Source organism: Xanthomonas sp. CFBP 8151 (assembly GCF_011761885.1).
GTDB classification, from domain to species: domain Bacteria; phylum Pseudomonadota; class Gammaproteobacteria; order Xanthomonadales; family Xanthomonadaceae; genus Xanthomonas; species Xanthomonas arboricola_B.
Window position 1 is genome coordinate 101219 of sequence record NZ_JAASQZ010000002.1, and the last position, 13953, is coordinate 115171.

General features: G+C 68.4%; 8 protein-coding genes. 6 read left to right on the forward strand and 2 right to left on the reverse strand.

The genetic code is table 11. The annotated features are described in order from the left end of the window. The first annotated feature begins 140 nt into the window (after positions 1 to 140). From FHT08_RS08215 to FHT08_RS08235, 5 genes are read left to right on the forward strand one after another with little or no spacing between them, the layout of a single operon-like run. The gene (locus tag FHT08_RS08215) at positions 141 to 2333 is read left to right on the forward strand and encodes a polysaccharide lyase 6 family protein (RefSeq protein ID WP_243848993.1); all 2193 of its coding nucleotides are present in this window, start codon (positions 141 to 143) and stop codon (positions 2331 to 2333) included. Next, positions 2330 to 4573 carry an oligoalginate lyase gene (locus FHT08_RS08220; protein ID WP_166774837.1) on the forward strand — a complete coding sequence of 748 codons (2244 nt, stop codon included), beginning with the start codon at positions 2330 to 2332 and terminating at the stop codon, positions 4571 to 4573. The genes FHT08_RS08215 and FHT08_RS08220 overlap by 4 nt, the downstream gene beginning before the upstream one ends. Then, positions 4570 to 5880 carry an MFS transporter gene (locus tag FHT08_RS08225; RefSeq protein ID WP_166774838.1) on the forward strand — a complete coding sequence of 437 codons (1311 nt, stop codon included), beginning with the start codon at positions 4570 to 4572 and terminating at the stop codon, positions 5878 to 5880. The genes FHT08_RS08220 and FHT08_RS08225 overlap by 4 nt, the downstream gene beginning before the upstream one ends. A gap of 50 nt (positions 5881 to 5930) precedes the next feature. Next, positions 5931 to 6683: a glucose 1-dehydrogenase gene (locus FHT08_RS08230; RefSeq protein ID WP_166774839.1), complete on the forward strand. Its 753-nt coding sequence runs from the start codon at positions 5931 to 5933 to the stop codon at positions 6681 to 6683. Positions 6684 to 6701: 18 nt separating this feature from the next. After that, positions 6702 to 7880 carry an SGNH/GDSL hydrolase family protein gene (locus FHT08_RS08235; RefSeq protein WP_243848994.1) on the forward strand — a complete coding sequence of 393 codons (1179 nt, stop codon included), beginning with the start codon at positions 6702 to 6704 and terminating at the stop codon, positions 7878 to 7880. An 80-nt stretch (positions 7881 to 7960) separates the two neighbouring features. Here the strand turns inward: FHT08_RS08235 and FHT08_RS08240 are convergent, their stop codons facing one another. Further along, on the reverse strand, positions 7961 to 8461 hold the full coding sequence (locus FHT08_RS08240; RefSeq protein WP_166774840.1) for a YetF domain-containing protein: 501 nt from the start codon (positions 8459 to 8461) through the stop codon (positions 7961 to 7963). A gap of 173 nt (positions 8462 to 8634) precedes the next feature. Between FHT08_RS08240 and FHT08_RS08245 the strand changes: the two genes are divergently transcribed. Continuing rightward, the gene (locus FHT08_RS08245; RefSeq protein ID WP_166774841.1) at positions 8635 to 10917 is read left to right on the forward strand and encodes a glycoside hydrolase family 3 N-terminal domain-containing protein; all 2283 of its coding nucleotides are present in this window, start codon (positions 8635 to 8637) and stop codon (positions 10915 to 10917) included. A 489-nt stretch (positions 10918 to 11406) separates the two neighbouring features. On the opposite strand, the gene FHT08_RS08250 is transcribed toward FHT08_RS08245, so the two are convergent. Next, on the reverse strand, positions 11407 to 13944 hold the full coding sequence (locus FHT08_RS08250) for an excinuclease ABC subunit UvrA (protein WP_166774842.1): 2538 nt from the start codon (positions 13942 to 13944) through the stop codon (positions 11407 to 11409). Positions 13945 to 13953 lie beyond the last annotated feature (9 nt).

A 13953-nucleotide genomic window follows, 5' to 3' on the forward strand; every position in this document is an offset into this window, starting at 1 on the left:
TTTTTTGTGCATTCGCAGCATGACATAGAGCGATTCACAGGCTTCAATACAGACCAACTGGACTACTATTTTGGTTGACGATCCAGTCTGCACTGTTACCCTCGTCCATCACCGACGCGCCAGCGTCCAGGAGCATCCCGATGCGATCCCCCGTCTCCCTTGCCTACCTGTTGCTGCTGTGCGCGCCCGCCTGGATCGGCTCGGCCCAGGCCACCTCGTACCTGGTGCACGACCAGAGCGAGTACGCCGTGGCGGCGGCGGCGCTGCGTGCCGGCGATCGCATCGTGCTGGCCGATGGGCAGTGGCGGGATTTCGCCATCGTGCTACGCGGGCAAGGCACCGCCGAGCAGCCGATCACCCTCACCGCACAAACGCCCGGCAAGGTGATCATCAGCGGCACCTCCGACCTGCAGATGGCCGGCACCTACCTGGTGGTATCGGACCTGGTGTTCCGCGACGGCCATAGCCCGGGCGATGCGGTGCTGTCGTACCGCATCTCCAGCAAGGAACGCGCGCGCCACAGCCGCATCACCGGGGTGGTGGTGGACGGCTTCAGCAAGCCCACCCGCAGCGATTCGGACAACTGGGTGGCGCTGTACGACAGCGACAACCGCTTCGACCACAACCAGCTGGTCGGCAAGACCAATGCCGGCCCCACCCTGGTGGTGGTGCGCGACGCCACCCAGGGCCTGGACAATCGCCATCGCATCGACCACAACTGGTTCGGGCCACGTCCCAACCTGGGCGCCAATGGCGGCGAGACGCTACGCATTGGCACCAGCAGCGATGCCGACAGCGCCTCCAACTCGGTGGTGGACAACAACTGGTTCGAGGGCTGCGACGGCGAGGTGGAGGTGGTCTCCAACAAGTCCGGCGGCAACACCTACCGTGGCAATGTGTTCAAGCAGTCGCGCGGCGCGCTGGTGCTGCGGCATGGCGATGGCAACCTGGTCGAGCGCAACGTGTTCTTCGGCGACGGCAAGGCCGACACCGGCGGCATCCGCGTGATCAACCGCAAGCAGACCGTGCGCCACAACTACCTGGAAAACCTGGCCGGCGATGGCTATTCGTCGGCGCTGAGCATCATGTACGGGGTGCCCAACTCGCCCGCCAACCGCTACGTGCAGGTGGACCAGGCGCGCATCGAGCGCAACACCTTCGTGACCGTCAACCAGCTGTTCTTCGGCGCCGGCATGGATGCCGAGCGCACCGCCGCGCCGATCAACAGCCGCTTTGCCGGCAACCTCATCGTGGCCGCGTCCGACCCGGTGCGCGTGCTGGGCGATCTGTCCGGCATTGCCTTCACCAGCAACCTGCAAAGCCCGCTGGCCTCCACCCGCCTGCCCGGCGGCGTCAACAGCCGCCAGGTGACGATGACCCGCGCCAGCACCGGCCTGCTGGTCGCCGACAACGCCACGGGCGTCGGCGCCGACCCGGCGCTGAGCTACATCGCGCGCACGCAGGTGGGCGTGAGCTGGTACCCCAAGCAGGCAGCGCCGGCAGTCACCGACAGCGGCCGCCGCACCCGCGTGCGGGCAGGTCAGGGCAGCCTGTCCGATGCCGTGGCGAACGCCGGCCCCGGCGATCGCCTGCAACTGGACGCAGGGCGCTACCAGGTCGATGACATCCTCGACGTGGACCGGCCGCTGACGCTGGAAGGCCCGCAACGCGGCCGCGCGCGCATCCGCTTTTCGCAGCCGGCGCTGTTCCAGATCGCACCCGGCGGCTCGCTCAACCTGGCCCGGCTCGAGATCGATGGCCGCGCCGCACCCGCGCAGCCGGGCAATGCGGTGATCCGCACCGCACCCGGCAGCGCGGTGGCGCAGTACCAGCTCACGTTGCGCGACATGCACCTGCATCATCTGCACGCGCAACCCGGCTTCGATGTGATCGCACTCGGCAAGGGCAGCCTGGCCGACCATATCCTGCTGGACAGGTTGCTGGTCGAGGACGTCTCCGGCCGGGTGCTGTCCGCGCACGCCGAGACCGACGATCGCGGCACCTACAACGTCGAACGGGTGACGGTGCGGCAGTCGCAGTTCCACCGCGTCGCCGGGCCGGTGCTGGACCTGTATCGCGGTGGCCGCGACGAAAGCACCTTCGGCCCGGTGCTGCAGGTGAGCGACTCGCACTTCGCGCAGGTCGGCCGCGCTGCGGATGCGTCGTTGCGCCTGCACGGCGTGCAGCGCATCGCGCTGCGCAATAACCGCTTCGTCGACAGCGCCGCGATCCTGGCGCAGCGCACCACCGGTACGCCCCACCTCATCGCCAGCGGCAACCAGTTCGTCGGCACCCCGGCGCTGCACCCCGACGCAGCGGAGCCCCTGCTATGACCCGTTCCACCCGCCTGTTGCTGCTGGTCCTGGTCAGCGCCGGCAGCGCCCTGCCCTGCAGCGCCGCCCCGTCACCCGCAGCCGAACAAGCGGCGCAGCCGCAACCGCACGCCACCGACGCCGCGCCGGTGCTGGTCACCGCCCGGCAATGGCGCGAGATGGCCAGCGCTGGCGCCAGGCTGCCGGTGTTCGACCGCGAGCAGGCACGCGCAGAAGCCAGCGTGCGCGCGGCGATGCGGGCCGGGGTGGACGTGCCGGTGCCCAGCGATCCCGGCGGCGGCGCCAGCCACGAGCAGCACAAACGCAACTACCAGGCCATCCAGGCGGCCGGCGCGCTGTACCGGCTCACCGGCGATCGCGCCTATGCCGACTATGCGCGCGACGTGCTGCTGGCCTACGCACGCCTGTATCCCACGTTGGGCGCACACCCGGCCGGGCGCGGCCAGGTTCCGGGGCGGCTGTTCTGGCAGTCCTTGAACGACTCGGTGTGGCTGGTCTACGCAAGCCAGGGCTACGACGCCATCCGCGACACGCTCAGCGCGCAGGACCGCGCCACCATCGACCGCGAGGTGTTCGCGCGCATGGCGCAGTTCCTGTGCGACGAAAGCGCCGACAACTTCGACAAGGTCCACAACCACGCCACCTGGGCGGTGGCCGCGGTCGGCATGACCGGCTACGTGCTGCGCGATCAGGCGCTGGTGGACAAGGCGCTGCGCGGCAGCAGGCGCGATGGCAAGGCCGGCTTCCTGGCGCAGGTGGACCAGCTGTTCTCGCCGGACGGCTACTACGCCGAAGGCCCGTACTACCAACGCTATGCCCTGGCGCCGTTCGTGCTGTTCGCCAATGCGATCGAGCGCAACCAGCCGCAGCAGCGCATCTTCCAGCGTCGCGACGGCGTGCTGCTCAAGGCCGTAAACAGCCTGGTGCAGAGCAGCTACGGCGGCTATTTCTTCCCGATCAACGACGCCATCCTCGACAAGGGCCTGGACACCGAAGAACTGGTGGCCGGCATCGGCATCGCCTACGCGCAGACCCACGATGCGCAGCTGCTGTCCGTCGCACAACGCCAGCGCCGCGTGCTGCTCACGCCCGAAGGCCTGGCCGTGGCCAGCGCGCTCGCGCAGGACCGCGCCCAACCGTTCGCCTTCGGCAGCGTGTTGCTGCGCGATGGCGCACAGGGCGACCAGGGCGCGCTGGCGATCCTGCGCAGCGGCGGCGAAGACGGCCAGACGCTGGTGATGAAGAACACCTCGCAAGGCATGGGCCACGGCCACTTCGACAAGTTGAACTGGCTGTTCTACGACAACGGCCAGCGCGTGGTCACCGACTACGGCGCGGCGCGTTTCCTGAATGTGGAAGCCAAGGCCGGCGGCATCTATCTGCCGGAAAACACCAGCTGGGCCAAGCAGACCGTTGCGCACAACACGCTGGTGGTGAACGAGACCAGCCACTTCAACGGCGACTGGAAAGTGGGCGAGCAACACGCGCCGACGCAGCTGCTGTTCGCCAGCACTGCCGACACCCAGATCGTGTCGGCGCGCATGCAGCAGGCCTACGACGGAGTCACCTTCACCCGCACCCAGGCGCTGCTGTCGCACCCGGAGCTGCGCCTGCCGGTGGTGGTCGACCTGCTGCGCGTCAACGCCAGCGCTCCGGCACGTTACGACCTGCCGCTGCATTTCAACGGGCAGATCATGCAAGTCGGCTTCAAGGCAGAGCGCGCACTGACGCAACGCCCGGTACTGGGCAAGGCCAACGGCTATCAGCACCTGTGGGTGGACGCCTCCAGCGACGCCAGCACCGACACGCGCAGCCTGAGCTGGCTGCTCGCCGGCCGCTTCTACAGCTACCGCTTCGGCAGCAGCGCGCCTGCGCGTGCCTTGCTGGTGGAAAGCGGAGCCAACGACCCGAACTTCAACCTGCGCCGCGAACCGGCGCTGATCCAGCGTGTCGATGGGCAGGCCAATGTCAGCTTCTTCGGCGTGCTCGAACCGCATGGCGAATACAACGGCACCGCCGAGTACGTACGCGGTGCCAACAGCCGCATCCGCGCCATCGAGCGCGTGCGCGGCGACGATGCCGAGGTGATCGTGCTCACCCTGGTCGGCGGCCAGCGCATCGCGCTGGCGGTGGCCGACGACGCCGATGCACAACGCAGCCACCAGGTGCAGGCCGCCGGTCAGCACTACAGCTGGCGCGGCGGCTATGCGCGCTTCGATCGCACCGCAGGTGCGCAATGAGCAGCGTCTCCACCGGCGCCACCGGCACGCGGCCCGCGGGCAAGCGCTCGGCGGTGCGCTGGCTGATCGTGGCGCTGATCGCGGTGGCCACGGTGATCAACTACATTGACCGCAACGCGTTGGCGGTGATGTGGCCGGCAATCTCGCGCGACATCGGTGCCACCAAGGAAGACTACGCGCTGCTGGTCACCATCTTCATGCTGTTCTATGCCGCCGGGCAGTTCGTGTTCGGGCGGCTGTTCGACATCATCGGGACCCGGCTCGGCTTTGCCTTGTCCATCGCGGTGTGGTCGCTCTCCATCGCGCTGCATGCCCTCACCCATTCCATCATGGCGTTCTCGGTGGTGCGCGCACTGCTGGGCATCAGCGAAGCCGGCGCCTGGCCAGGCGCGGTCAAGGCCAATGCGGAATGGTTTCCCGCCCGAGAGCGTGCGTTGGCGCAGGGCATCTTCAATGCCGGCGCCTCCATCGGCGCGATCGTCTCGGCGCCGCTGATCGCGCTGCTGTTCCTGTCGTTCGGCTGGAAAGGCACGTTCGTGCTGATCGGCGTGCTGGGCATGCTCTGGTTGCTGCCGTGGCTGGTGATTTACCGCGCCGGGCCGGACCGGCATCCCTGGGTCGACGCGGCCGAGCGTGCGTTGATCCTGGATGTACCCGACGCCGGCAGCGCGCCGCCGCCGGCCTACCTGCCCACGCTGCGTCAGCTGATGTCGCACCGGCAAAGCTGGGGGATCGTGCTGGCGCGGTTCTTCCTGGACCCGATCTGGTGGCTGTTCGTGTCGTGGTTGCCGATCTACCTGGCCGAGACCTTCCACTTCGACATCAAGCAGATCGGCGCATTCGCCTGGGTGCCGTTCGTCGGCGCGATGCTGGGCAGCCTGTGCGGCGGCTGGCTGTCCGGGCGGCTGATCGCGGCCGGCTGGAGCGTGGACCGCGCGCGCAAATGGACCATCACCCTGGGCGGGGCCATCATGGCGCCGGCGCTGCTCGGCGCCGTGCAGGCAGCCGACCCGCGCATGGCGGTGCTGACGATTGCCGCCGTGCTGTTCGGCTTCCAGATCGCCATCGGCAATATCCAGACCCTGCCCGGCGACCTGTTCGCCGGTAAATCGGTCGGCTCGCTGGCCGGCATCGGCGGCATGGCCGCGGTGGCCGGCACCTTGATCACCACCTGGCTGGTCCCGGTGATGACCGCAACCTCGTACGCACCGATGTTCATTCTGGTCGCCGCGCTGGTGCCGGCCTCGCTGGCCGCGCTGTGGCTGGTCACTGGCCGTATCCACCGACTCGACGCGGCGGGCACCTGAGCGTGCCCGCTGCCTACTCCGCTTTCCCCACACCAACAGGACACACCCGCATGCATTTCCACGACAAGGTCGCCATCGTCACCGGCGGTGGCCGCGATATCGGCCGCGCCATCTCGCTCAAGCTGGCTGCGGCCGGCGCCAAGGTCTGCATCAACTACGCCAACGACGACGCCAGCGCGCGCGATACGCTGGCGCAGCTGCAGGCCGCCGGCGGCCAGGGCATCCTGCACCGCGCCGACGTCACCGATGCCACCGCCGTGGCCGGCCTGCTGACCGCCACGCGCACCGCCTTCGGCCAGCACATCGATGTGCTGATCAACGTGGCCGGCGGCATGCTGGCGCGCAAGCCGCTGGCCGACATCGACGAGACCTTCTTCCATCAGGTGATGGACCTCAACCTCAAATCGGTCTACCTGACCACCCAGGCGGTGGCGCCGCATATGCGCGAAGGCGGCGCGATCGTCAATTTCGCCTCGCTTGCCGGGCGCGATGGCGGTGGACCGGGTGCGGCCATCTACGCCACCGCCAAGGCGGCGGTAATGACCTTCTCGCGCGCGATGGCCAAGGAACTGGGCCCGCGCGGCATCCGCGTCAACGCCCTGTGCTGCGGCATGATCTCCACCCGCTTCCACGACGACTTCACCAAGCCGGAAGTGCGCGCCTTCGTCGCCAATGCCACCCCGCTACGACGCGAAGGCCGCCCCGACGAAGCCGCCGATGCGGCGTTGTACCTGGCATCGGATGCGGCCAGCTTCATCAATGGTGCCAACCTGGACGTCAACGGCGGCGTGTTCTTTTCCTGATCGACAAAGGAGTGCTGCATGCGCTGGCGATGGATGATGACTGCGACGCTGAGTGTGGTGCTGGCAGGCCCGGCCATGGCACACCCCGCGCCACGCTGGGTGCCGGCCTGGATCGCCTCGGCAACGCCGGACCGGCTCGACGGCGGCGCCGACACGCCGCTGCAGTTTGCCGATGAAACGGTGCGCCAGGACATGCGCCTGGGCAGTGCGGCAGTGGCCCTGCGCGTGCGCATCAGCAACGAGCTGGGCACCGCACCGCTGACGGTCGCTGCGGGCACGGCGCGTCTGCTCGGCGGCGCCGGGGACGCGCAACCGCTGCGCTTCGAAGGGCGCGCCAGCGTGACCGTGCCGCCCGGCGGCGTGCTGCTCAGCGACCCGGTGCCGCTGCGTGCACCGGCATTGGGCGATGTGGCGGTCAGCCTGTATTTCCCCACACCGGCGCGCCCGGCGGTACGCCGCACGGCGGTGCGGGTTGTCAAGGGCCAGGGAGAGGTACCGGACAGCAACGCGTTGGCGTATCGCCAGAACGTCATCTCGGCCCTTTACGTCCAACCGCCGCATCCACGCCAGACGGTGGTGGTGGCGCTGGGCGATTCGATCACCGAAGGCGCCACCGCCACACGCGGCGCCAATGGCGATTGGCCGGCCCTGCTGGCCAGGCGGCTGGAGCAGCGCTGCCCCGGCAGCGTGGTGGTGCTCAACGCCGGCATCAGCGGCAACAAGCTGCTCGACGTCGGCCGCAGCCCCAGCGCGCTGGCGCGGCTGGATCGCGACGTGCTGGCGCTGCCCGGGGTGGACCGGGTGATCCTGTTCGAAGGCATCAACGACATCCGCCACAGCGGTCCGCCGGATGCAATTGCCGGCCGCAATGCCGCCGACATGGTGCTGGGATATCGCCAGATCGTGGCCCGGCTGCAGCAACACGGCATCGCAGTGATCGGCGCCACGCTGACCCCGTTCGGCAACTCCGACCGCTACGAACCGGTGGCGGCGGCCACACGCCAGACGCTCAACGGGTTCATCCGCGAGGGGCAGGCATTCGATGCGGTGATCGACTTCGACGCCGCGTTGCGCGACCCCGCCAGGCCGGAGTGGTTGCCCGCCGCCCTGACCCGCGACTTCCTGCATCCCAACGATGCCGGTTACCAGCGCATGGCCGAGTCGGTGGACCTGGCGTTGTTCTGCAAGGCCCGCTGAGCCGCCAGTCGGCGCGCATGCGCCAGGCTGGCCGCCACGACGACGCGGCGGCACGTCCCGCGTGCACGCCGGCCTGCGCGCTAGCGTTTTTTCAGGATACTGATCTCCCCGGAGGTTTCCAGGATCGCCATGTCGATATCGGCATCGCCGCGGCAATCGGCCTTGCGTTTTGCCACCTCGAAATCGGCATAGCTGACGTTGTGGCGAACCAGCTCCTTCCAGTAGATCTCGCCACCGCGCGCCAGCAGCGCGGGGGTGCCCTGCACCCAGGTATCGAGCCGCCGGCTGCGCGCAGTCGCCATGCCCACCAACCAGTTCAACGCCAGCAGGGTGACGGCCAGGATCATGCCGCCCAGCAACGAAACGTCCTTGCCGATCAACGAGTTCTGCACCGCGGTTCCCAGCAGCACGATGAGCAGGACGTCGAACGGCGTGGACTGGCCCAGCGCGCGTTTGCCGGTCATGCGCGTCAGCAGCAGGACCACGGTATAGACCGCTACCGCACGCAGCACGAACTCCCACCATGGCATGCCAAGGTGCATCATTTCGTAGAAGCGCACGCGTGTTTGCACGTCCAGCATCGTGTGTCCTGACCGCCGTTGATTGATGGCGCACGCTAGTGCGGCAACGGTGAAGGCGTTGTGCTGTTGCCATCGTTGCCGAGACGGCCTGCTCGGCATCCATCGTGCACCGCATCACGGCTTTTGCCTGGCAATCCGTTAGCGTCTGGCCTGGACAGACGGGGATGGCGGGCATGGGGACAGGAATCACGCGTCGCGGGTTGCTGCTGGGCACCGCGTCGGCAGCCGTGTTGGCACAGGTGCCGGTGGGGGTTGCGCTGCCGCGCCGTGCGGCCGCGGCGCCCGCCTTCATCGATGCGTTGATCGCACGCATGAGCACGGAGGAAAAAGCCGGGCAGCTGACGCTGTCCGGTTCGGCGCAGCAGACCGATGCGGCGGCGGCGGCCAACCCGATCAATACCGTGCCCACGGCCGAGGGCCAGCTTGCCGCCGCGCGTGCCGGGCGGGTGGGCGGCATTTTCAATGGCTCCAATGTGCTGTGGCATCAGCAACTGCAGCAGGCCGCGCTGCAGAGCCGGTCGAAGATTCCGCTGCTGTTTGCCGCCGATGTGATCCACGGGTTCACCACGGTGTTTCCGGTGCCGCTGGCCGAGGCCGCCAGCTTCGAGCCGGCGCTGGCGCAACGCACCGCGCGTGCGGCTGCACTGGAGGCCAGTGCGGTCGGCATCGACTGGACCTTCGCGCCGATGGTGGATATTGCGCGCGATGCGCGCTGGGGGCGCGGCGTGGAAGGCAGCGGCGAAGACGTGCTGCTCGGCCGGCGTTTTGCGCAGGCCCGCGTGCGCGGCTTCCAGGGCGAGGGCCTGGATCATGCCGATGCACTTGCGGCCTGCCCCAAGCATTTCGCTGCCTACGGAGCCGCCGAGGCGGGGCTGGACTACAACACTGTCGACATCTCCGAGCGCAGCCTGCGCGAGGTCTACTTCCCGCCGTTCCAGGCTGCCTTCGATGCCGGCGCGGTGACCACGATGGCGGCCTTCAACGAGATCGCCGGCATCCCTGCCACCGCCAATCGCTGGTTGCTGGGCGAGGTGCTACGCGGCGAGTGGGACTACCGCGGCCTGGTGGTGTCCGACTACACCGGCGATCTGGAACTGATCGGGCACGGGTTTGCCAGCGATGCGCGCGAGGCGACCAGGCTGGCGTTTTTGGCCGGTGTGGACATCAGCATGCAGAGCGGGCTGTACCTGCAGCATCTGCCGGCGCTGGTGGCCGCCGGCGACGTGACGATGGCGCAACTGGATGCCTCGGTACGGCGCGTGCTGCAGTTCAAGGCCGAGCTTGGATTGTTCGACGATCCGTTCCTGCGCATCGTGCCGGCACGCGCACAGGCACGGCAGCGGCGCCCGGACAGCTTGGCACTGGCACGCGAGGCGGCGCGCAAATCCATCGTGCTGCTCAAGAACGATGGCGAGCTGCTGCCACTGAAGACGCAGGGGCAACACATCGCGCTGATCGGGCCGATGGCACGCAACTGGACCGACACCGCCGGCCCATGGACCCTGTTCGGCGGCGACGACAGCGGCAACGACCTGGCCACCGCACTGCGCGCGCGGCTGGGCAACCCGGGCAGCCTGCAGGTGGTGGAAGGCTGCGACTTCGAACATGGCCTGCCCGGCGGCGTGCAGGCGGCCGTCACGGCAGCGGCGTCCGCGGATGTGGCGGTGCTGGCGATCGGCGAGCCGATGCGCTACTCCGGCGAAGCGCAGTCGCGCAGCGAGATCGTCATTCCCGCCGTGCAGCAATCGCTGCTGGCCGCGGTGGCAGCCACCGGCACGCCGGTGGTGGTGGTGCTCAGCAACGGCCGTGCGCTGGTGATCGATGGTCCGGTGCTCAAGGCACCGGCAATCCTGGTCGGCTGGTTCCTGGGCTCGGCATCGGGCGACGCGTTGGCGGACATCCTGTTCGGCGCGCACGGTCCGTCCGGTCGCTTGCCGGTGAGTTTTCCGTATGCATCCGGGCAGGTGCCCTATAGCTATGCGCACAAGCCCAGCGGCCGTGCCGACCCGCGCCCGGATGCCTTGCAGCCGTTCAAGACCCGCTACCGTACCGCGCCCAATGCCGCGTTGTTTCCGTTCGGGCATGGCCTGACCTATGGCCGCATCGAGTACGGCGAGCTGCGCTTGAGCGATGCACGGATGGCGGCGACCGGTAGCCTGCGCATCAGCGCGCGCATCCACAACCGCGGCACGCGCGATGCCGAGGAAGTGGCGCAGCTCTACATCCGCGACCGCAGCGCCAGCATCACCCGCCCGGTGCGCGAGCTGAAGGACTTCCGCAAGCTGGCGGTGCCGGCAGGCGGCAGCGCGGTGGTGGAGTTCGTGCTGCGCCGTGAGGAGCTGCTGTTTATCGGCCAGGCATTGAAGCCGACGGTAGAGCCTGGCGTATTCGATGTGTGGGTGGCGCCCTCTGCAGAGGCCGAGGGCGTGTCTGCAAGTTTCGAATTGATGGGCTGAGCGCCAGCCGCCATCGGGATGGCTCAGCGCAGGGGATGGATATGGGGCGTGTCTCGCTCACGCCGACGGCATCGCGCCCAGGTTGGCTCGGGCACATCTACATTGCGCTGACGCTCACGCTCTCGGTCGTCTTGAGAGGGGATTGGACGGTGCGTGTGCCCCGGTGTATAGCGGACGATCTGCGGGTTTTCTGCGGGGCCCTTGCCCGCCCACCATCGCAGGACACGCCGCAAGTACGTCCTTGTAGGCTCTTACGCGGCATCCATGCCGCGTAAGGTCCCGCGACGGTGGACGGGCAAGGGCCAGTGGAGATGGTCGGTGTGCATGTTTGCAAGCAGTGCATGCCGTGCGATGCAGTGCGGTCTGATCGGCGTTCTTCGATGCGCAACTCGCTGCCATGCCGACATCGATTCACTCGTCATCGAAGGCGCGTCTGGGCAACACGTTGACGTCATCGCTACACCCCTCGAAAGGGTTTGTGCGCCACTCTTATTTCCCGCGCAATACCTGCGCCAGGAACGGCGCAGTGCGGCTGCCACGCTGCCGCGCAACCGCATCCGGCGCACCCGCCGCCACGACAGCGCCACCCGCACCGCCCGCGCCCGGCCCCATGTCCAGCACCCAGTCGCTGCTGGCGGCCACGCGCATGTCGTGCTCGACCACGATCACCGTATTGCCGGCCTCCACCAGGCCTTGCAGCTGACGCATCAAGGTATCCACGTCGGCCGGATGCAGGCCGGTGGTCGGCTCGTCCAGCACGTACACGGTATCGCGCCGCTGCGCGCGTTGCAGCTCGGTCGCCAGCTTGATGCGCTGCGCCTCGCCACCGGACAGCTCGGTGGCCGGCTGGCCGAGCCGCAGATAGCCCAGTCCCACTTCGCGCAGTACCTGCAACGGGCGCAGCACGCTGGCGTCGTCGGCAAAGAAGCTGGCGGCCTGGTCCACGGTCATCGCCAGCACCTGCGCGATGTTGTGCCCACGCAGCGCGATCTCCAGGGTCTTGGCGTTGTAGCGCGCGCCGTGGCAGCTGGGGCATGGCGCGTACACGCTGGGCATGAACAGCAATTCCACATGCACCGAGCCCTCGCCCTCGCAGATGGCGCAACGGCCCTTGGCGACATTGAACGAGAACTGCCCCGGGTCGTAGCGGCGGCGGCGTGCGGCCGGTGTGGCCGCGAACAACTTGCGCACCGGATCGAACAGGCCGGTGTAGGTGGCCAGATTGGAGCGTGGCGTGCGGCCGATCGGTTTCTGGTCCACCCGCACCAGGCGGCGCACCTGGTCGAGCCCGCCGACGATCGCCCCACCCAGCGGCACCTGCGTGCCACGCTCCAGCGGGTCCAGCGCTTCGTCTTCCTCTGCCTGGGTTTGTCCAAGATGGGCGGCCAGCAGTTCCACCAGTGCCTGGCTCACCAGCGACGACTTGCCCGAGCCGGACACACCGGTCACGGTGGTGAACACGCCCAGCGGCAGGTCCACATCCAGCTCGCGCACATTGTTGCGGGTAATGCCGCGCAGCTGCAGCCAACCGGTGGCCGCACGCGCGTGGCTGTGCACCTGCGGCGGGGTGCCGAACAGGTAACGGCGCGTGGACGAGGCCTCCACCTGCTCCAGTCCCGCGGGCGGGCCGCTGTACAGCACCTGCCCGCCGTGCACGCCGGCAGCCGGGCCGACGTCGACGATCCAGTCGGCGTGGCGGATCACATCCACCTCGTGTTCGACCACGAACACCGAATTGCCGGCGGCCTTGAGCTGATCCAGCGCGCCCAGCAAGGCCTGCGCATCGGCCGGATGCAGGCCCGCCGATGGCTCGTCCATCACATACACCACGCCGAACAACTGCGAGCGGATCTGCGTGGCCAGCCGTAGCCGTTGCAGCTCGCCCGGCGACAGCGTCGGCGTGCTGCGCTCCAGGCTGAGATAGCCCAGACCCAGCGCCTGCACCACTTCGATCCGCGCGCGCAGGTCGGCGGCGATGCGTTGCGCGGCAATCGCCTGCTCGGGATGCGTGTCGGCCTGCCTGCGCTTGTCGTTGCGCTTGCCAGCGGCACCTTCCGCAGCCGGGCGCAGCAGGTCGGCCACCTCATCCAGCGGCCGTCGCGACAGCTCGCCGATGTCCAGCCCGGCGAAGGTCACCGACAGCGCCTCGCGCCGCAGCCGCTTGCCGTCGCATTGCGGGCACTGCGTGCTGATCAGGTACTGCGCCACGCGCTTTTTCATCTGCGCGCTCTGCGTGGTGGCAAAGGTGTGCAGCACATAGCGCCGCGCACTGGTGAAGGTGCCCATGTAGCTGGGCTCCTCCTTGCGGCGCAGCGCACGCTTGGCCTCGTCCAGGCTGTAGCCGGCGTACACCGGCACCACCGGTTGCTCGTCGGTGTAGAGGATCCAGTCGCGGGTCTTCTTCGGCAGCTTGTGCCACTGCAGGTCGACGTCGTGGCCCAGCGTGGTGAGGATGTCGCGCTGGTTCTGGCCGTGCCAGGCACCGGGCCAGGCAGCAACCGCGCGATCGCGGATGCTCAGCGTGGGATCCAGCACCATGGTCGCCTCGGTCGCATCGTAGATGCGGCCCAGGCCATGGCAGGTGGCGCAGGCACCGGCCGGGGTATTGGGCGAAAAGCCATCGGCGTAGATGATGTCCTGCCCCGGCGGGTAGCTGCCGGCACGCGAATACAGCATGCGCAGGGAATTGGAGATGGTGGTGACGCTGCCCACCGACGAGCGCGCACTCGGCGCGCCACGCGCCTGCTGCAAGGCCACCGCCGGCGGCAGGCCTTCGATGGAATCCACTTCCGGCACGCCGACCTGGTCGATCAGGCGCCGCGCATACGGCGAGATCGAATCCAGGTAACGCCGCTGCGCTTCGGCAAACACAGTGCCGAACGCCAGCGACGACTTGCCCGAGCCGGACACCCCGGTGAACACCACCAGCGCATCGCGCGGGATGTCCACGTCCACGTTCTTGAGATTGTGTTCGCGTGCCCCGCGCACGCGCACCAGGCCGGAGGAAGACGACGCTGCGCTTGACATGAGTGACAC

Bases quoted from the DNA above. Each gene is read 5' to 3' on its own strand.
- FHT08_RS08230 (WP_166774839.1), top strand. From the start codon at position 5,931: ATGCATTTCCACGACAAGGTCGCCATCGTCACCGGCGGTGGCCGCGAT.
- FHT08_RS08250 (WP_166774842.1), bottom strand. From the start codon at position 13,944: ATGTCAAGCGCAGCGTCGTCTTCCTCCGGCCTGGTGCGCGTGCGCGGG.
- FHT08_RS08240 (WP_166774840.1), bottom strand. From the start codon at position 8,461: ATGCTGGACGTGCAAACACGCGTGCGCTTCTACGAAATGATGCACCTT.
- FHT08_RS08235 (WP_243848994.1), top strand. From the start codon at position 6,702: ATGCGCTGGCGATGGATGATGACTGCGACGCTGAGTGTGGTGCTGGCA.
- FHT08_RS08245 (WP_166774841.1), top strand. From the start codon at position 8,635: ATGGGGACAGGAATCACGCGTCGCGGGTTGCTGCTGGGCACCGCGTCG.
- FHT08_RS08215 (WP_243848993.1), top strand. From the start codon at position 141: ATGCGATCCCCCGTCTCCCTTGCCTACCTGTTGCTGCTGTGCGCGCCC.
- FHT08_RS08220 (WP_166774837.1), top strand. From the start codon at position 2,330: ATGACCCGTTCCACCCGCCTGTTGCTGCTGGTCCTGGTCAGCGCCGGC.
- FHT08_RS08225 (WP_166774838.1), top strand. From the start codon at position 4,570: ATGAGCAGCGTCTCCACCGGCGCCACCGGCACGCGGCCCGCGGGCAAG.